This window comes from Streptomyces sp. 150FB, assembly GCF_000818195.1.
Classification (GTDB): Bacteria; Actinomycetota; Actinomycetes; order Streptomycetales; family Streptomycetaceae; genus Streptomyces.
On the sequence record NZ_JTHL01000001.1, the window covers coordinates 4,555,560 to 4,574,082 of the forward strand.

The 18,523-nt window shown below is 70.5% G+C and carries 16 protein-coding genes and 4 pseudogenes; 10 read left to right on the plus strand and 10 right to left on the minus strand.

Annotated elements, in window-relative coordinates:
* Window positions 1–108: pseudogene (locus tag QR77_RS50015) on the plus strand (BTAD domain-containing putative transcriptional regulator); the annotation flags it as partial.
* Window positions 97–2,814 (plus strand): AAA family ATPase, encoded by a 2,718-nt coding sequence (locus QR77_RS48815; protein ID WP_347359821.1) that lies wholly within the window; start codon window positions 97–99, stop codon window positions 2,812–2,814. The pseudogene QR77_RS50015 and the gene QR77_RS48815, both read left to right, overlap by 12 nt.
* A 219-nt stretch (window positions 2,815–3,033) precedes the next feature.
* Here the strand turns inward: QR77_RS48815 and QR77_RS19465 are convergent, their stop codons facing one another.
* Both QR77_RS19465 and QR77_RS19470 read right to left on the minus strand, forming a co-directional pair.
* Window positions 3,034–3,345 carry a hypothetical protein gene (locus QR77_RS19465; RefSeq protein ID WP_040023230.1) on the minus strand — a complete coding sequence of 104 codons (312 nt, stop codon included), beginning with the start codon at window positions 3,343–3,345 and terminating at the stop codon, window positions 3,034–3,036.
* Between the two features lie 127 nt (window positions 3,346–3,472).
* Window positions 3,473–4,060: a winged helix-turn-helix domain-containing protein gene (locus QR77_RS19470; protein ID WP_040023232.1), complete on the minus strand. Its 588-nt coding sequence runs from the start codon at window positions 4,058–4,060 to the stop codon at window positions 3,473–3,475.
* Window positions 4,061–4,189: 129 nt separating this feature from the next.
* Between QR77_RS19470 and def the strand changes: the two genes are divergently transcribed.
* Both def and QR77_RS48820 read left to right on the plus strand, forming a co-directional pair.
* Window positions 4,190–4,852, plus strand: coding sequence for a peptide deformylase (def, locus tag QR77_RS19475; protein WP_040023234.1), 663 nt, complete (start codon window positions 4,190–4,192; stop codon window positions 4,850–4,852).
* 52 nt (window positions 4,853–4,904) lie between these two features.
* Window positions 4,905–5,018: pseudogene (locus tag QR77_RS48820) on the plus strand (ArsR family transcriptional regulator); the annotation flags it as partial.
* An 11-nt stretch (window positions 5,019–5,029) separates the two neighbouring features.
* Here QR77_RS48820 and QR77_RS19480 read toward each other — a convergent pair.
* Window positions 5,030–6,172, minus strand: a complete 1,143-nt coding sequence (locus QR77_RS19480) for a hypothetical protein (protein ID WP_150130414.1) — start codon at window positions 6,170–6,172, stop codon at window positions 5,030–5,032.
* Between the two features lie 128 nt (window positions 6,173–6,300).
* Here QR77_RS19480 and QR77_RS19485 point away from each other — a divergent pair, with 128 nt between their 5' ends.
* The 3 genes from QR77_RS19485 to QR77_RS19495 all read left to right on the plus strand — a co-directional run bounded on the left by QR77_RS19485 (window position 6,301) and on the right by QR77_RS19495 (window position 9,587).
* Window positions 6,301–7,122, plus strand: a complete 822-nt coding sequence (locus QR77_RS19485; RefSeq protein WP_040023239.1) for an alpha/beta fold hydrolase — start codon at window positions 6,301–6,303, stop codon at window positions 7,120–7,122.
* A 164-nt stretch (window positions 7,123–7,286) separates the two neighbouring features.
* Window positions 7,287–8,003, plus strand: a complete 717-nt coding sequence (locus tag QR77_RS19490) for a MerR family transcriptional regulator (RefSeq protein ID WP_040023241.1) — start codon at window positions 7,287–7,289, stop codon at window positions 8,001–8,003.
* Between the two features lie 132 nt (window positions 8,004–8,135).
* A complete protein-coding gene (locus tag QR77_RS19495) occupies window positions 8,136–9,587 on the plus strand; it encodes an alpha/beta hydrolase (protein WP_040023242.1) in 1,452 nt (483 codons plus the stop codon).
* Between the two features lie 34 nt (window positions 9,588–9,621).
* Here the strand turns inward: QR77_RS19495 and QR77_RS48825 are convergent.
* Window positions 9,622–9,882 (minus strand): annotated as a pseudogene (locus QR77_RS48825) (GNAT family N-acetyltransferase); the annotation flags it as partial.
* 2 nt (window positions 9,883–9,884) lie between these two features.
* Here QR77_RS48825 and QR77_RS19505 point away from each other — a divergent pair.
* A pseudogene (locus tag QR77_RS19505) lies at window positions 9,885–10,310 on the plus strand (alpha/beta fold hydrolase); the annotation flags it as partial.
* An 86-nt stretch (window positions 10,311–10,396) separates the two neighbouring features.
* On the opposite strand, the gene QR77_RS19510 reads toward QR77_RS19505, so the two are convergent.
* The 3 genes from QR77_RS19510 to QR77_RS19520 form a co-directional block, all read right to left on the minus strand.
* Window positions 10,397–11,230, minus strand: a complete 834-nt coding sequence (locus QR77_RS19510; RefSeq protein ID WP_040023244.1) for a PIG-L family deacetylase — start codon at window positions 11,228–11,230, stop codon at window positions 10,397–10,399.
* 354 nt (window positions 11,231–11,584) lie between these two features.
* Entirely contained in the window at window positions 11,585–12,685 is a 1,101-nt protein-coding gene (locus QR77_RS47820; RefSeq protein WP_052488903.1) for a VC0807 family protein, read from the minus strand.
* Window positions 12,682–13,329 (minus strand): TetR/AcrR family transcriptional regulator, encoded by a 648-nt coding sequence (locus QR77_RS19520; RefSeq protein ID WP_052488904.1) that lies wholly within the window; start codon window positions 13,327–13,329, stop codon window positions 12,682–12,684. The genes QR77_RS47820 and QR77_RS19520 overlap by 4 nt, the downstream gene beginning before the upstream one ends.
* Before the next feature lie 288 nt (window positions 13,330–13,617).
* Here QR77_RS19520 and QR77_RS19525 point away from each other — a divergent pair, with 288 nt between their 5' ends.
* The gene (locus QR77_RS19525; protein ID WP_040023246.1) at window positions 13,618–14,184 is read left to right on the plus strand and encodes a dihydrofolate reductase family protein; all 567 of its coding nucleotides are present in this window, start codon (window positions 13,618–13,620) and stop codon (window positions 14,182–14,184) included.
* Window positions 14,185–14,306: 122 nt separating this feature from the next.
* Here QR77_RS19525 and dnaB read toward each other — a convergent pair whose 3' ends face one another.
* A complete protein-coding gene (gene dnaB, locus QR77_RS19530; RefSeq protein ID WP_078876888.1) occupies window positions 14,307–15,788 on the minus strand; it encodes a replicative DNA helicase in 1,482 nt (493 codons plus the stop codon).
* Between the two features lie 422 nt (window positions 15,789–16,210).
* On the opposite strand from dnaB, the gene QR77_RS19535 reads away from it, so the two are divergent.
* A complete protein-coding gene (locus tag QR77_RS19535) occupies window positions 16,211–17,548 on the plus strand; it encodes an MATE family efflux transporter (RefSeq protein ID WP_040023250.1) in 1,338 nt (445 codons plus the stop codon).
* Window positions 17,549–17,696: 148 nt separating this feature from the next.
* Here the strand turns inward: QR77_RS19535 and rplI are convergent, their stop codons facing one another.
* The gene (gene rplI, locus QR77_RS19540) at window positions 17,697–18,143 is read right to left on the minus strand and encodes a 50S ribosomal protein L9 (RefSeq protein ID WP_040023251.1); all 447 of its coding nucleotides are present in this window, start codon (window positions 18,141–18,143) and stop codon (window positions 17,697–17,699) included.
* Between the two features lie 18 nt (window positions 18,144–18,161).
* Window positions 18,162–18,398, minus strand: coding sequence for a 30S ribosomal protein S18 (rpsR, locus tag QR77_RS19545; protein WP_003967857.1), 237 nt, complete (start codon window positions 18,396–18,398; stop codon window positions 18,162–18,164).
* Window positions 18,399–18,523: the final 125 nt, after the last annotated feature.

Sequence of the window (18,523 nt, forward strand, 5' to 3'; positions counted from 1 at the left end):
GAGGCGCTGGCCGTGCTGCGCCGGGCGCGGGACGTGCTGGTCAAGGAGTTGGGGGTGGACCCGGGTCCCGGTCTGCGCGGACTGGAGGCGGACATCCTGGCCCAGAGTCCCCGCCTCACCGCCCCCGCCCCGGCCTCCGTCAACGACACGGGCACCGGCACCGGCACCGGCACCGGCACCGGCACCGACGGCGGCACCGGCGCGCGGGTCCCCGTATCACCGCGGCACAGGGCAACGTCGTACGCGACGCTCCGGGCCCCCGAGGGGCGGCCGTTCGTCGGCCGCGCGCAGGAGCTGGGCCGTCTCGAAGAAGCCGCCGCGACGGCCGTACGGCAAGGCAGGCCCGTGCTGGCGCTGGTCTCCGGCGATCCCGGCGCGGGCAAGACCGCGCTCGCCGAAGCGCTCACGGAGGCGCTGGCGGCACGGGGCTGGCGGACGGCATGGGGCCGGAGCCCCGAGCATGACGGCGTGCCGGGCACCTGGCCGTGGACACAGATCGTCGAGGGCCTCACCGCCGCAGGGGCGGAGCCGACGCCGCGCCCTCTGCCGGACCTGCCGGATCTGCCGGACCTGCCGGACACCCCGCCGACCGGACCGTCCCCGGACGTGGCCGCGGCGCGCTTCCGTACGTATCAGGAGGCAGCCGCCCACCTGACCGCCGTGGCGCGGCAGGGGCCGGTGCTGGTGGTCTTCGACGATCTGCACCGGGCGGGGGAGGAGACGCTCGACCTGCTGACCACCCTGGTCACGGGAGCCGTCGCCGGGCCGGTGCTGCTCGTCGGGACCTACCGCTCCGGTGAGATCTCCCCCGGCCTGACCGACGCTCTCGCCAGGTTCGTCCGCGCGGAACCGGCCCGGGTGTACGTGGGCGGCCTGCCCGAAGCGGCCACGGACGAACTCGTCCGGGCCATCGTCAGGCGGCGGGACGTGGACGCCCGGACCGTAGGGGTCATCCACCGGCGCAGCGGCGGAAACCCCTTCTTCGCCCGGGAGCTGGCGCGACTCGTCGACGCCGAGGGGCGCCCGGCGCTCGACGCCGTTCCCCCGGGCGTACGTGACGTCATCCGGCACCGGCTGGCACGGTTGCCGCAGCCGGACCGGGCGGTCCTGCGGCAGGCAGCCGTGATCGGCCATGACATCGATGTGGACGTACTGGTCGCCCTGGTGGCCGACGAGGACGTGGTGTTCGACGCCCTGGAGTCGGCGCTGCTCGCCGGCTTCCTGACCGAACAGGAGCCGGGCCGGTTCAGGTTCGCCCATGCCCTGGTGCGCGACACGCTGTACGACGACATCTCAGGACCGCGCCGGGCGCGCTGGCACGGCGCCGTCGCCGAGACGGTCGAGCGGCTGCACCCCGGCGACATCGCCTCACTCGCCCATCACTTCAGCCGCGCCGAGAGCGGACGGACGGCCGCGCGGGCAGCCCGTTACGGCCGCGCCGCGGCCCTCCGGGCCGAGCGCGGATTCGCCCCGCACGAAGCGGCACGACTGTGGCGAGGGGCGCTCACCGCCCACGACCGGGCCGGGAAGTCCGGCGGGAACGGGGAGGGGCACGACGTACGCGACCGGTTGGAGGCGGTCATGGGCATGGTCCGCGCGCTGGCCGTGACCGGCCGTCTGGAGAGCGCACGCCAGTACCGCGCCGAGGCGATCACCGCGGCCGAGGAACTCGGCGACCCGCAGGTGACCGCCGAGGTGATCTGCGCCTTCGACGTGCCGGCGATCTGGACCCGTAACGACGACGAGAACCTCTCCCGGCAGATCGTCCACGCCGTCGAACGCACCCTGACCGCGCTGCCCGAGGACCAGCAGGTACGGCGCAGCCGCCTGTTGAGCACCCTCGCCCTGGAACTGCGCGCCGCCCCCACCGACCGTGGCCGCCGGGCCGCGCGGGAGGCGGAGGCGATCGCGCGGCGGCTGGGAGATCCGGCTCTCCTCGCGTTCGCCCTCAACGGCCGCTTCATGCAGACCTTCCAGCACGCCGGGATGGCCCCGCAGCGCGCCAGGACGGGCACCGAACTGGTCGACCTGGCCACACGTCACCACCTGCCGGTCTTCGAGGTCCTCGGACACCTCATCCTGATCCAGGCGCACTCCGCGCTCGCCGACTTCGCCACGGCCGACGCGCACGCCGCCGCCACGGACCGTATCGCCGAGCGGTACGACATCCCGCTCGCGGGCGTGTTCACCCAGTGGTACGCGGCCCTGCGCACAGCCGTCGCGGGCCCCCCGGCCGAAGCGGAGGCCGCCTACCGCGCGGCGAGCACCGCACTCGCCGGCGGCGGCATGCCCGGGCTGGAACACGGCATCCTGCCGCTCGCCCTGCTGTGCCTGCGTATGCAGGGGGGCGGGCGCCCGGAGCCGGACGAGGAGGCGGACTGGGGCCCGTACGCACCCTGGGTCCGCCCGCTGGCTCTCCTCGCCGGGGGCCACCACGACGAAGCCCGCGCAGCCCTGAGGGCCGTCCCCGATTCGCCCGGCGACCTGCTGTACGAGGCCCGCACCTGCCTCACCGCCGTCACGGCCGTCGGCGTCGGGGATCGACCCGCGATGGAGCGCGCGTACGCCCGGCTACGGCCCGCCGCCGGGGAACTCGCCGGGGCGGGCAGTGGCTTGCTGACCCTGGGCCCCGTCGCGCTGTACCTCGGCGACCTCGCCGCCGCGCTCGGACACCGCGCCGAAGCCGGGACCCACTACCGCCAGGCGCTGACGCTCGCGGACAAGGCGGAAACACCACGGTGGGCGACGACGGCGCGCGACGCGCTTGCCCGACTGGACCGCCTGACCGGCGACAGCCGCGACCGCGACGTCTGACACCGGCCCTCGACGCCCTCACGCGCTGCACAACGTTCCGAGGCCGCGAAGCCGGTGAACTCCACGCCCTGGTCGCTCACCTGCGTACCGCCCTGCCCGGCCTGCTGCGCGAACACAACGTCAGGACAGTCATCGACTCGGTCTTCGACCTCACCGCGGCCGACCACGCGGCAGAGCGCCTCACCCGGTCCGGCCTCACCGGAAAGGTCATCCTCCGGATCACCCGAAGGTGAACGGCCGCGCTGCGATCTGTCGGCGGGCGACGCCCCAGACCTTCTCGAACTCCTCGGAGGTCAGCCACTCCGGATCGTGGCCCTCCCACTCCGAGACGGGCAGTTCCGCTGTCATCCCGAACCTGGTGTCGTACTCGTCGAGGCGGCCCGCGTCGCAGGCTCGCTGCCATTCCGTACTGGAGGCAGCGGCGATCGGGGCCAGCTCAAGCCCTTTCAGCTCGACCTGCCGGGTCACCCAGCCCCCGGCGTCGACCTCGAGGTAGAACCAGATGTCTTCCTCGTCCCAATAGCAGCGCATCCATGTCATCACCGGACCATGATGACGGAGCCTCGGACGCCCCCATGCTGATTGCGCCGAACGAGGCTGGGCGCGCGTGACGAAGAAGCCGTCAAAGCCGGTCGCAGGCAGGGGAGCCGGCGACTCGTCAGTCCTGGTGCGCGTCCGCGCCCTCCGCGCCGTGCGGAAGCAGCGGGAACAGCCGAGTGATGAGAGCCACCGGCCGAGCGCCGTCGGGCCGGGACAGGGGGCGCTGTTCGCGTTCCTGGTACGGCGCGAGCGCTCGCCGGATCGTCTCCGCGACCCTGCTCAGCTCTTCGGGTGTCAGATAGGCGACGGCGCTGAAGGCTTCGTCATGGCGCCATTCGGACGGCGCCCGGTCCCGCTGGGTCAGCCATCGCTGCCAGCTCTCGTCCTCCAATCCTCGGGCCAGGTCACCGAACGGCTGCTCCTCCGTGGGCACCTCGGCGGCGGAGGTGTGCTGCCTCAGACGCCAAGGACGGGCGCGCCCCCCGCTGTGGGGGGCTTCCTCGATGTAGCCGTGGCGTGCGAGCTGCCGCAGGTGGAACGAGCAGAGACCGGAGCTGTAGCCCAGTTGAGAGGCAGCCTCGGTCGCCGTGACGGCGCCGACTTCGGCGAGCAGGGCCAGCAGGGCGGTACGGACCTCGTGCTCGCGCAGTTCCTCGCCGGCGCCGGGTGGCTGGTCGTGCGGGGCGTTGACATCGTCTTCAGTCACTTTGCAAAGTATGCTACTTTGCAAAGAGCTTGGCAAGCAGTAGGGCAAGCAGTACGGCAATCAGCACCTGGGCAAGCAAGTACCTGCGTGGCGTGCGCGGAAGGGCGTGCGCAGAAGGGGGAGACAGCGATGTCTGTCAGTCACGAGCAGTCCCGTCCGGTCGACCGTCGGCCCCGCCTGCAAGGCCGTCCGGTCGACTCCTGTCCCGCCCTGTCGCCGGAGGCGGAACGGGGTTCGGTGCGCCGCGTCACGGTGGTCGGTGAGGAGATCCTCAGCCGTCCGTGCCAGGAGGTGACCGAGTTCGGCTCCGCCGGCTTGTCGGCGCTGATCGACGACATGTTCCTGACGATGTATGTGGCCGACGGTGCCGGCCTGGCTGCCAATCAAGTGGGCGTCGGCCTGCGGCTGTTCGTATACGACTGCCCGGACGACCAGGGGATCCGGCATGTCGGCCACCTCGTCAACCCGGTTCTGGACCTCCCCGATCCACGTAACCGCCGGCTCATTGACGACTTCGAGGGGTGCTTGTCCGTGCCCGGCGCGGGTATGACGGTCCCGCGCACCGATCGCGCCGTCGTTCGCGGGCTCGACAAGGACGGCAACCCCCTCGTCATCGAAGGAACGGGCTACTTCGCCCGGTGCCTGCAACACGAGACCGATCACCTCTTCGGGCACACGTATCTCGACCGGCTCTCCAAGCGCGACCGCAAGGACGCCCTGCGGCAGATGGAGGAGCGCCGTGAGGAGGTCTTCGCCCTGCGCGCGGCCAAGGCGGCCGGCCTGGGTCGGTGAGGGCTCGCTGAGCCCGCTGAGCCCGCGCCGCAGGACCGCCGGGGTGAACCACGTCGCCCGGCTCGCGGACGCCGGACCCGACGGTGAACTGGCGTGCACGTCCTTCGCGCTTCCGGTCGGCAAGTCCACCCGGAGCGGCCGTTTCAAGGTGCTTCGGGAAGCAGGCGGGACCGGCGGTCACGATCGCGCACTCCCCTTCGCAACAGCGGCCGCCGCCGCCGTCCGCACCAGCGCCGCGGTCGCCTTCCGCATGCCGTCATCGCCGAAGCGATCCGCCAGCCCCTGGGCACGGCCCGGAGCGAGGCCGAGCCCCGCGGCTGCCTTCGCGACCTGCTCGGTCAGCCGTTTCCGCAGGCCATGCTCGGCAGCGAGTTGGCGAACCACGTGAGCGACCGAGTCCAGAACGGCCGGCAGCGGCACGGCCCAGTCGATGACGAGCCCGAGATCCGGCCAGTCCAACCGGGCGTCGCAGTAACCGTGCTCGGCCAGCAGCAGGGCCTGAGCGGCGTGGGATTCGTTGACCGGCGGCAGCCACAAGGTCGGTACACCGGTGGCGGCCGCGTCGTACATGTTGCCGAGGCCGGGCGTCATGCAGGCGTACGAGGCGCCGCTCATGAGGTTGAGCATGGCGGCGTGGTCGTACGTTCCGACGCCCGGGTCGTCCAGTGCCGCGGCGACGTCCCGGCTCGTCGCTGCGACCACGGGCCGCCCGTCGGTCCGCGCGGCGCGGACCGCCTCCAGCACCAGCCGGGCGTACGCGGCCGCGTCGGCGGTCTCCCAGTACGGGTGCTGGAGTCCGCCCAGGTTGACCAGGACATGGCCACCGGGCCGCCACTCCCGGCGCGGCGGGATGATCGGCGGCACGACCACCGCCCGCTCCCGCAGCGCCGCGTCCGCCTCGATGCGCTCCCGTACCCCGAAGAAGTCCTGCGCGAGGTAGAGCACGGCGGCGTACGCGGAGGGCGGAAGGGTGGGCCAGTACCACGTCAGCGCGTCGTAGACGGCAACGTCCAGGCCGGCCCGGGAGGCGAGTTCGGCCGCCTCGAAGTCCATGGCCGACACGAACAGGTCGTACTGCGGGGCGAGTCGCCGCAGCAGCGCGAGCCGTTCCGGGGCGGACAGGCCTGTGGTGTCGTGCACCGCCGCGTACGGCGGCCTGCGTTGCAGGTCGAGGGTGAGGCCGTCGCCCACGTAACCGAGTCCACCGCACAGTGGGGCGAGCGCGTCGGCAAGGATCGCCACGGCCGCCGCCGGTCCGAAGCCGAAGGGTTCGGCGTTCAACAGCAGTCGCGGTCTGACGGTGGCGGGGCGGTCCGCCATGTCGGTCACCCCCGGAGCAACGGGTACGGCCCGGCCGGCTGATACCGGCACGCCTGGCGCAGGATAGCCCGAATGGTTACTCTTTGTCTCGACTCAGTCACCTGTTGTCGTGAAATCGGGGGGATGCCATGGACGCGCCGGCGATCGGCATGCTGGCAGTACCCGGGGCGCTGGTGCGCTACGAGGTACGCGGCAGCGGTCCGCTCCTCCTGCTCCTGTGTGGCGGGAACTCCGACGCGGCGGTTTTCGAACCGCTCGCCGACATCCTGAGCGCCAAGTACCGGGTCGTCTCCCTCGACCCGCGCGGCAACTCCCGCAGCCCGCTGGCCGGACCGCCGGTCGACCAGCACATCGAGGTGCACGCCGACGACGCGCACCGCCTGCTCGTACGGCTGAATCCCGCCGGTGGACCGGTATCGGTCTTCGGAAGCTGCTCGGGCGGCCTGATCGCACTCGAACTCGCCCTGCGTCACCCGGAGGACATCGGCTCGCTGATCGTGCACGAGCCCCCGGCCTTCGGTCTGCTCCCGGACGCCGCCGACCGTCTGGCGTTCTTCGACGCGGTGTACGCGACCTTCCGCCGCGAGGGCATCCCGGCGGCGATGACACAGTTCAGCGCGCTCTTCGGCGACCGGCCTGCCCCGGTACTGCCCGAGGCACACGACAACACGGAGTTCTTCCTGGCCCATGTCGTGCGGCCGTTCATCCGCTTCGTACCCGACCTCGGGGCCCTCGTCCCGCTGGCCGCACGCATCACGGTGGGCGGCGGCCTGTCCTCACGTACGCAGGACATGCACCGCCCGACGCCCGCCCTCGCCGACCACCTCGGGCGACCCGTCCTGGACTTCCCCGGCGGCCACGTCGGATACGCCAAGTACCCGGACGAGTTCGCCCGCATCATCACGGGCGCACTGGACGCGGCGGCGAGGCCGGACCACGTCCGTACGTAGCGCGGGACACGCGTCCGTGCGTGGCGCAGGACGCCCGTGCGTACGTAGCGCAGGACGCCTCTCCGCCGAAGGGCGCCCAACCCTCTTGACCATGCCGCGACGGCATAGTTTCAACTGGACTCGTCGGCGCGTCCGCGTCGCGGGACACGGGTCTGAGGGATGTCGTGGGGTGGAGCACCCGTCAGCTCGCTGAGATCGCCGGCACGACGCTGCGCGCGATACGCCACTACCACGAGGTCGGCCTGCTCACCGAGCCCGAACGCCGCGCCAACGGCTACAAGAGCTACGGCGTCGCCCACCTCGTCCGCGTACTGCGGATCAAACGCCTGACCGGGCTCGGTCTCTCGCTGAAGCAGATCGCTGAGCTGGGCGATGTCGACGAACACCCCGGGGAAGCGCTGCGCGCCCTGGACGCCGAGCTGGCGGCGACCATCGAACGGCTGCAACGGACCCGCGCCGAAATCGCCCTGGCCCTGGGCCAGGCCGCACCGACCGACCTCCCGCCCCAACTGGGCAGGGCTCTCGCGGACGCGGAGGTGTCGGCGACCGAACGTTCGCTGACGGTTGTCATGAACCAGGTGCTCGGCCGGTCGGCACTGGACACCTACAGCGACACGCTGCGGACGTACGAGCCGGACCCCGCCCTCGCCGAGTTCGACCACCTGCCCGCCGATGCCGATGAGCGGACCCGCCAAGACCTGGCGGAACGCATGCTCCAGGCACCCGCCGTCCGAAGGATGCTCAGGGATCACCCGAGCTTCCAGGAGCTCAGCGCCGACGCACCGCGCGGAGAGGACTTCGCCCGGCGCACGCTCGCACTGGCCGCGCTCGATCTCTACAACGCGGCCCAGATCGACGTCTTGATCCGTATGAACTGCTAGGCCGACCCGGATTCCCGACCCGTTCGAAGGCGCGCCCCACAGGATGCGGGCGTGCCCTGGTATGCCGCCGTCCAGAGAGGAAGTCAGATGCGAGGAAGCCAGATACCACGGAGCCAGGTGGCACGGAGTCAGATGCGCAGAACCTTGTCCCTCGCCTTCGCCGTCGCCGCAGTGGCGACGGTCGCGACGCCAGGGGTGTCGGCAGCGGCGACGCCGACCACCGTGCGATGGGGCCCGTGCCCGGCGGACGTCGCCGCCTCGCCCGGTCTGGAGTGCTCGACACTCGACGTACCGCTGGACTACCGGCATCCGGACGGGCGAAAGATCGAGATCGCGATCTCGCGCCTGGCGAGCACGAAGCCGGCCCAGCGCCGTGGCGTGCTGCTGACCAATCAGGGAGGTCCCGGTCTGACAGGGCTGGACTTCCCGGCCACTCTCGTGAACTCCCACCTCCCGCAGAGCGTGCGGGACACCTATGACGTGATCGGGTTCGACCCGCGCGGCGTCGGCCACAGCACACCCGTGACCTGTGATCTGACGCCGGAGCAGAAGGCGCGGGGCAACTTCCCACCGTACGCGGACAGCGCGGCCGATGTCGCGAAGCAGGCCGGGACCGCGAAGACCGTCGCCGGGCAGTGCGCCACGTCGAGGACGGCGTGGATGCTGCCGTACATCACCACAGCGAACAGCGCACGCGACATGGACCGGATCCGGGCGGCGCTGGGCGAGCCGAAGCTCTCGTACGACGGTGTCTCCTACGGCACCTACCTGGGCGCGGTGTACACGACGCTGTTCCCGGAGCGCAGCGACCGGATCGTGCTCGACAGCAACCTGGGCCCCGGCGGTTACGACGTCACGGCCATGCGGTTGTTCGCCCGTGGCCTCCAGGACAGGTTCCCGGACTTCGCGACGTTTGCCGCCGCCCACCCGGAGTACGGTCTCGGCACCACGCCGGAGCAGGTGACCGCGAAGTACTTCGACCTCGCCTCGCGGCTGGACAGGACACCGGTTCAGGGGTTCAACGGCACGCTGTTCCGCGGGGCCACGTCCAGCTTCGTCTACAACGACGTGACCTTGCCGCTGCTGGCCGAAATCTGGCAGGCGCTCGACACGGACCAGCCCCTGCCGCCTTTCCCGCCCGCTTCGGACCCGGGCAACGCCATGTCCAGCCGCCTGTACACGATCTGCGGCGACTCACGCTGGCCGAGGTCGGTCCCGACGTACCAGCGCGATGTGGCCCTGGACGGGATCCGGTACCCGCTGCTGGGCGGGGTCACGGCCAACATCGGGCCGTGCGCGTTCTGGCCGACCGCCCCGGTCGAGCCGCAGGTGCACATCGGCGACCGGGGCCCGTCGGACGTACTGATGGTGCAGAACCTCCGCGACCCGGGTACGCCGCTGATCGGCGCCCAAAAGCTGCGACGGGCATTCGGCGACCGGGCCAGGATGGTGACGGCGGACCAGGGCGGCCACGGTGTCTACCTGTTCAGCAAGAACACATGCGCGAACGACGCGATAACGACATTCCTGACCACAGGACGACGCCCGTCGCACGACCTCGCGTGCGCGGCAGAACCTTCCTGACCTTCCTGACCTTTCTGATCGGCGGCATCCGACCTCACCGGGACGGGGCGTGGTCGACAGGGGCGTCCCCGAGCCGAACGCTGAGCTGGGCCCCCAGTTCCCGGAAACCCAGCGCCCGAGCCGCCCGCCGCGACAGACAGGGCCGCGCCCTCCACTGCGGCGGCAACCCGGCATCGACGGCGTGGGCCACCGCGGCGGATGCCACGCCCCGGGCCAGGTGCCGGCCCCGCTGGTGCGGGGCGACCAGCACGCTCAGGTGGGCCACCGACTGCGGCCGGCACCTGTAGCCCGCCGCCGTCGTGGGACGCCCTGGTTCCGCTGCTGACCACGAGCCATCGCGCCATCCGGATCGACCTGCCGGGGCACGGCCGCTCCCCCGAACCGGTCGACGGCGATTACGCGACGCCGGAGCAGGGGCGCGGGATCGGCACGGCACTGGACCGGCTCGGCGTCGAGCACGCCGTAGTCGTCGGCCCCTCCAGCGGTCGCTATGCCGCCACCGCTCTCGCCGAGCAACGACCCAACCTGGTGACCGCGCTCGCGCTCATCAACACCGGCCCCGGCATGGATGCCTTCACCGCACCGGGGCCGAACGCGTTCCACCCCACGCGGTGGCCACCGACCGACGAGCAGATCCGCCAGTTCGCGAGCACCGGATTCCGCGAGGGCCACCAGGTCCCACAGGAACTCGTCGACGAGCTGCGCCGCATGACCTTCCGCGCGGTCCTGGCGCGGACGGCCGCACTTCTCCTGTCCTTCACCAAGATCCACACCGCCCCAGCACCCAGGGCCAGGTGACGGCTGGCGGATCAGCGCAGTCCGGCGAAGAGATCGTTCTCGGGTACGGCCGCTCCTGTGGCGTCCTGGACACGCAGGAAGGTCTCCATGCCCATGAAGTCAGCGAATCTCTCCTTGCCCATCTTGAGGAAGAAGATGTTGTCACCCTGACTGGCGTGCGCGGCCAGCGCGTCGAACTTCTGACCGCTGAACGCGGTGGTGTCCACCCATGTGGTGATCTCATCGTCGGGGAGCCCGATCTCGGCCATCGCTGCGGCCTCGGCAGGATCCGGCTCCGGCATGTCCTCCTGAAACTCGCGCAGGGTCTCCCCGAACCGCTGCATCATCGAGCGGGGCATCGTCGTCCAGTACACCTTCGGTGTCAGCTCGGTCATCTCCAGCGCCGCCATCGTGATGCGGTGAGCCTGGATGTGGTCGGGGTGGCCGTAGAAGCCGTTCTCGTCGTAGGTGACGACCACATCGGGCCGGTAGTGGCGCATGAGTTCCGCGAGCCGGGCGGCGCCTTCCTCCACGGGGGTCCCCCAGAAGGATCCGGGGGCATCATTGCTCGGCCAGCCCGTCATCCCGGAGTCGGCATAGTCCAGCATCTCCAGATCGCTGATCTTCAGGACGTCACAGCTCGCCTCGAGTTCGCTACGGCGCATCAAGGCGACGGCCGCCGGATCGTGCCCGGGATCGCCCGGCTTGACACCCCCCGGTCCGTCGCCGCAGCCGCCGTCGGTACACGTCACGAGCACCGTGCGGATGCCTTCCGCCGCGTACCGCGCGAGGATCCCTCCGGTTCCGGTGGCCTCGTCGTCGGGGTGGGCGTGTACTGCCATGAGCGTCAAGGGCCGGTCAGTCATGAAACGTCCTCCTGCAGAAATACGTCTGGGCTGAGTACGCGGCGGGCGCGCCGCGATCCTGGGGCCGGGGTCCTGGCGGGGCGGACGACCTTGTGGTCTCCGTGTTCCCGCCCGTGCGGCGCCGGGTCCCTCGGTCGATGCAACCGTGTCGGCCGGACCGGCTGTTCCCGGCGCGGCCGCTCGGCCTTTCGGGCGTCGGCGTTTCAACGCGAACGACGTACAGGCCCGACCCGCCCGACCTGTACGACGCGCACGACCCGCACAACCCGCACGACCCGCACGTCTCAGCGCCACGTCGGATCCGACTCCCGTCCGGCGCCATCCAGGGGTGAGGGGCAGCGCACCAGGCCGCCGTCACGGTCGGCCTATCTCCAAACCTACGGAGCCGCCGCCCGCCCGGCGCGCCCGCCCGAGCAGCAGGACCACCCTGAACCAGCGGAAGCGGTTGCCGTACTTGGCCGTCAGGGCGCGCCGGGCGCGTCGCAGTTCGGGTGCGGGCAGCACACGGGCCCGCGCCGAGACGGCGGGGCCGTGCGGGGTGCCGTCGAACGAGCAGGCCGCGAGGAGTACTTCCGGATCGGCACGGATCCGGCCGACCTTGCCGGAGCGGGAAGGGGTGTACACGTAGAGGTGCCCGCCGTCGGATGCGGCCCACACCGGGGTCGTCACCGGCGTGTCGTCCCGCCGGTAGGTCGTCAGGGCGACGTACTCCTCGGCGGCCAGGCCGCCCGGCGGCCCGCCCGCGTCCCAGATGTCCGGCCGGTCGGGCCCCGGGTCCGCCACTTCGGCCGGGGCGGCGGCGAGCGGGGCATAGAGCGCGGACGAACCCCGATACAGACCCGCGGCGAAGTAGTAGCCGTTGGTGACCGCGATCAGCACGGCCGACGTCACGCAGTACAGCAGCGTGCCCAGCCCCGGCACCTCGTCCACCGGCAGCGCGTACGCCATCCACACCCGCACGGCCGAATCGACCAGCAGGGCGGCGCCCCACAGCACGGTCGAGACCCGCCAGATACGGCGGAACGCCGGCAGCCGCTCCCACAGTTCGTCCCAGTCGGCCGCGACCCCGAGCGTGCGGGTGCGGCGCTCCAGGAGCGGCCGGCTGTAGAGGAAGGCGAGCGGGCGCCCGGCCCCGGCGGACACCAGGAACCACAGGCCCGCGACCCCGGTGAGGTAGCCCTCCCGGGCCAGCAGGGCGCGCGGGCTGCCGGACAGCGCCGAGACCAGCGCGCCGAGCGCCATCGTGGAGAGCATGAAGACGCCGAGGCCGTCGACCCGTCGGTACCGGACCAGCCGGACGGCCACCACGGCCGCCGGGACGGCCGCGGCCACCACCAGCGTCGGGTACACGCCGAGTCCGAGGGCGCGTAACCCGTAGAAGAGGCCGACCGGAACGACGATGTCCACCAGGAGGTCGCGGCCGGGGCGTTGGCGGGCCGGCGTACGGGCCGTCATCGGCCGGCCCCGGTTTCGGCGCCCGCCTCCGCGCGGGTCGCCCTGGTCGCCTGGTCGAACAGCTCGACCAACTCCTCCGCGTACGCCGCCAGATCCAGGTCGGGGTCGGAGCGCAGCAGGAACGGCAGCCCGTCGATGGACCGCTGGATCGTCGTCGCCATCACGAAGGTGTCGAACACACGGAACTCACCCGCACGCTGGCCGTCCGCCAGGGCCTGGCGCACCGGATCGACCGCGGCGCGCTCGTCGCCGCCGTTGTAACTGCGCCCGCCGTCCTCGGCCCGGTGGTCCAGGAACACCGACATGAGGGCGCGCATCCGCGTCGGATGCTCGGCGATGTAGCCGACCAGCGCCCGGATATAGGCGTGCAGCGTTTCGCGGGGCCCGGTCGCCGCACGGGTGCGCTCGGTCATGTGGCGGGTGATGTCCGCATACACCTCTTCGACAAGAGCGGCGATCAGCTCACTCTTCCCGGCGAAGTGGTACGAGATCAGGCGGGTGCTGCTCAACCCGGCCCGCTCCGAGATCCGGGCGAACGTGGCCTGGCCGTAACCCAGTTCAGCAATGGTCTCCACCGTGGCGGCCAGGATCTGCGCCCGGCGAGCGGTGGAGGTGACGGACTCGGCCCGCTCATTTACTCCCATGAATAAAAAATACGTCGAATGAGTAAAACTGACAAGAGAGCGCGGCAGGGGCCATGCGAACCGGGCGGCACGGCGGTCGGGTCGGGTGCGGCCGGGCGCCGGAGAGAGGGCTGACGGAGCTACCCACAGGGGCGGGGCCGGCGGCACCGATCCGCTCCGGCCCGAGGTGCTGAACTACCCGCTGAGCCCCGAGCACGAGGGCCCCCGGCGAGCCCGGATCCCGCACCGATGAGTTTCCCGCGCCGCGCTGGTCCATACGCCGGACACCCACGGACGGAAGGCTGCGCCATGCGGAAACTGATCTACGGCATGAACCTGACCCTGGACGGCTACATCGCCGTGGCCGGCGACGACATCGGCTGGAGCGGACCGCCGAGCGACGAGCTGTTCCAGTGGTGGCTCGACCACGAGCAGGCGAGTGGCCTGTCGCTGTACGGGCGCAAGCTGTGGGAGACGATGAGCTCCTACTGGCCGACCGGCGACCAGCAGCCCAACGCCACCCCGGCGGAGATCGAGTTCGCGCGGAACTGGCGGGACACGCCGAAGGTGGTGTTCTCCTCGACGATCGGCAAGGTCGACTGGAACACCCGCCTGGTCACCGGGGACGCGATCGCCGAGATCACCCGGCTCAAGGCCGAGGACGGCGGCCCAATGAACATCGGCGGCGCAACGCTCGCCGGGGCGGCCATGCGCGCCGGGCTGATCGACGAGTACGCGATCGCCGCCCATCCGGTCCTGGTGGGCAGCGGCACGCCGTTCTTCACCGCGCTGGACAGTTGGGTGAACCTGAACCTGGTGGAGACGCGGACGTGTCCCGGCGGCGTGGTCCTGACCAGGTACGAGACGAGGCGCTGAGCAGCAGCACCCACGCGCTGGTCTCACGGTGATGTCGTACACGACATCGGTACGACACGGCCCGTGAGATCACGACATCAGCCGCGAGACCCCACAACCCCGCACAACCCCACGGGATCAGCTCACGTCTGCGCCATGTCCACGAAGCGCGAGTAGTGGCCCTGGAACGCCACCGTGATCGTGGCCGTCGGGCCGTTACGGTGCTTCGCCACGATCAGGTCGGCCTCGCCCGCGCGCGGGGACTCCTTCTCGTACGCGTCCTCGCGGTGCAGCAGGATCACCATGTCGGCGTCCTGCTCGATGGAACCCGATTCACGCAGGTCGGACACCATCGGCTTCTTGTCCGTACGCTGCTCGGGGCCACGGTTGAGCTGTGACAGCGCGATGACCGGCAGGCCCAGCTCCTTCGCCAGCAGCTTGAGGTTTCGCGACATGTCGGAGACCTCCTGCTGGCGGCTCTCGGCACGCTTCGAGCCGCCCGACTGCATGAGCTGGAGATAGTCGATGACCACCAGCCGCAGGTCGTTGCGCTGCTTCAGCCGGCGGCACTTCGCGCGGATCTCCATCATCGACAGGTTCGGCGAATCGTCGATGTACAGCGGGGCCTGCGAGATGTCCGGCATCCTGCGGGCCAGCCGCGTCCAGTCCTCGTCCGTCATCGTGCCCGACCGCATGTGGTGCAGCGCCACCCTGGCTTCCGCCGAGAGCAGGCGCATCGCGATCTCGTTGCGCCCCATCTCCAGGGAGAAGATGACGCTCGGCAAGTTGTTCTTGATGGAGGCCGCGCGGGCGAAGTCCAGCGCCAGCGTGGACTTACCCATGGCGGGACGGGCCGCGATGACGATCATCTGACCGGGGTGCAGACCGTTCGTGAGGGAGTCGAAGTCGGTGAAGCCCGTCGGCACACCGGTCATCTCTCCGCTGCGCGAGCCGATCGCCTCGATCTCGTCGAGCGCGCCTTCCATGATGTCGCCGAGCGGCAGGTAGTCCTCACTCGTCCGCTGCTCGGTGACGGCGTAGATCTCCGCCTGTGCGGAGTTGACGATCTCGTCGACGTCGCCGTCCGCCGCGTATCCCATCTGCGTGATCTTGGTGCCGGCCTCCACCAGCCGGCGCAGGACCGCCCGCTCGTGGACGATCTCCGCGTAGTACGACGCGTTGGCCGCCGTCGGCACGGACTGGACGAGCGTGTGCAGGTACGAGGCTCCGCCCACGCGGGTGATCTCGCCCCGCTTGACCAGCTCGGCCGCGACCGTGATCGGGTCGGCCGGCTCGCCCTTGGCGTAGAGGTCGAGGATCGCGGTGAAGACCGTGTCGTGGGCGGGGCGGTAGAAGTCGTGGCCCTTGATGATCTCGACGACATCGGCGATGGCGTCCTTGGAGAGCAGCATGCCGCCGAGCACCGACTGTTCGGCGTCGAGGTCCTGGGGCGGCACCCGCTCGAAGCCGGGGGAGCCGCCACCGTCCCAGGTGTCGCTGTCCCGGCCGCGCTCGTGCTGTTCCTCGCGGCCCCGGCCCTCCCCGCGGCGCTGCCGGGAGACAGGTAGACGGTCACTGGGACCGGTATCGGTCCAGGGGTCGTCCAATGGCTCGGGGATGCTCACCGGCCACCTCCTCACGTCCGCTGAGCGGACCTCGCCGTGCCACTCTTTTTACGGCACGACACTGACAAAACGAGAGGCCTGACCCAGGTTCCGGCGCGTCGGACGCCCGCCTACGTTAGGCCCCTCCGCACCGTCAGCCAATCTGGTTATCCACAGGCCATGTGGACGAAGGACCATATGCTGTGGAGAACATTGGGGAACCTGTGCACGGACCGGGGGACAGCGCTGTGGACAAGTTGAGGAAACCAGACCCCAACCCCCTCTGACCTGCACTTTTTCCATCCACCGCCTGTGGGGGAGAAAAACTTTCCCGACTGGGCCAAGATCAGAACAAATGACGCACCGTGATGTCTCCACCACAGCATTTGGTAAGGATCGCAGCTCTCTTGCGTCACTTACCTGTGGAAGATTAGATTGCGTGCATGACACAGGCCCCCGCCGTGCCCAAGGCCGGCCCCCGACGGCATGACCGCGAGATCGTCGCGCTCGCCGTCCCCGCCTTCGGAGCACTGGTCGCCGAGCCGCTCTTCGTCATGGTCGACAGCGCGATCGTCGGCCATCTCGGCACCCGGGAACTCGCCGGTCTCGCCGTCGCGGCGGCCCTGCTGACCACCGCGGTGAGTGTCTTCGTCTTCCTCGCCTACGCCACCACCGGCGCCGTCGCCCGCAGAGTCGGCGCGGGCGATCTGCCGGCCGCCATCCGGCAGGGCATGGACGGGATCTGGCTCGCGCTGCTGCTCGGCGCCGCCGTCATCGCCGTCACACTGCCCGCCGCTCCCTGGCTCATTGGGATCTTCGGCGCCTCGGACACGGCGACGCCGTACGCCGTCACGTATCTCCGTATCTCCAGCCTCGGCATCCCCGCCATGCTGGTCGTCCTGGCGGCCACCGGGGTCCTGCGCGGCCTTCAGGACACCAGGACACCCCTGTACGTCGCCATCGGTGGCTTCGGCGCCAACGCCGCACTGAACGCGATCCTCGTGTACGGCGTCGGCCTCGGCATCGCGGGCTCCGCGTGGGGCACGGTGATCGCCCAGTGCGCGATGGGCGCCGTCTACCTCGTGGTCGTCGTACGGGGCGCGCGCCGGCACGGCGCCTCGCTGCGACCGGACGCCGCCGGGATACGGGCGAGCGCCCAGGCGGGAGTGCCGCTACTGGTCCGCACGCTCTCCCTGCGGGCGGTCCTGATGATCGCCACCGCCGTCGCGGCGCGCCTCGGCGACACCGAGATAGCCGCCCACCAGATCGTTCTGTCGCTGTGGAGCCTCATGGCCTTCGCACTGGACGCCATCGCCATCGCGGGCCAAGCGATCATCGGCCGCTATCTGGGGGCGGACGATACGCAGGGGGCGCGGGACGTCTGCCGCCGCATGGTGCAGTGGGGCGTGGTTGCCGGGGTTCTGCTCGGTGTGCTGATCGTGGTCGCACGCCCGCTGTTCATCCCGCTGTTCACCGACGACCAGACCGTACGGGACACCCTGCTGCCCGCGCTGCTCGTGGTCGCGGTGTCCCAGCCGATCGCGGGGATCGTCTTCATCCTGGACGGCGTCCTGATGGGCGCCGGGGACGGCCCGTACCTGGCAGGGGCGATGCTCGTGACACTGGCGGTCTTCGCACCGGTCGCCCTCTTCATCCCCAGCCTCGGGGGCGGGCTGACCGCTCTGTGGTGGGCGATGGGCCTGATGATGACCGTTCGCATGCTGACGCTCTGGCTGCGGACCCGGTCCGGCCGATGGCTGATCACAGGCGCCACCCGCTGACCAGGCTTCCACCCAGGCTCTGACCACGCTCTGTCCGAAAAAAGACCGGCCTCACCAGACGGACATACCCCAATGTTTCACGTGAAACAGAGAGGGCCGCATCCCCCGTACGGGATGCGGCCCTCTCCATGCTCTTCCGAGCGGGGCGTTACGCGGCGACGACCTCGATGCCGAGCTTCGCGGCGACCTCGGGGTGCAGACGCACGGACACCTGGTGCGAGCCCAGGGTCTTGATCGGCGAACCGAGTTCGATCCGTCGCTTGTCCACGTCCGGACCGCCGGCCGACTTGATCGCCGAGGCGAGGTCGGCCGGGGTGACGGAGCCGAAGAGACGGCCCGCGTCGCCGGAGCGAACAGCCAGGCTGACCTTGACACCTTCGAGGCGGGCCTTGATCTCGTTGGCCTGCTCGATGGTCGCGATCTCGTGGATCTTGCGGGCGCGGCGGATCTGCGCCACGTCCTTCTCGCCACCCTTGGTCCAGCGGATCGCGAAACCACGCGGGACCAGGTAGTTGCGGGCGTAACCGTCCTTGACGTCGACGACGTCGCCGGCGGTACCGAGGCCAGTGACCTCGTGGGTAAGGATGATCTTCATGATGTGGTCACCCTTTCCTTATCGCGCGGTGGACGTGTAGGGCAGCAGCGCCATCTCACGGCTGTTCTTGACGGCCGTGGCGACGTCACGCTGGTGCTGTGTGCAGTTGCCGGTGACGCGGCGGGCACGGATCTTGCCACGGTCGGAAATGAACTTCCGCAGCATGTTCGTGTCCTTGTAGTCCACGTACTGGGTCTTGTCCTTGCAGAACGCGCAGACCTTTTTCTTAGGCTTGCGCACAGGCGGCTTCGCCATGGTGTTTCTCCTGTGTGATCAAGAAGTGGGGGTGCGAGCCCGCCCTTAGAAGGGAGGCTCGTCCGAGTAACCGCCGCCGGAGTTTCCACCGGAGCTTCCGCCCCAGCCGCCTCCGCCGCCCCCGC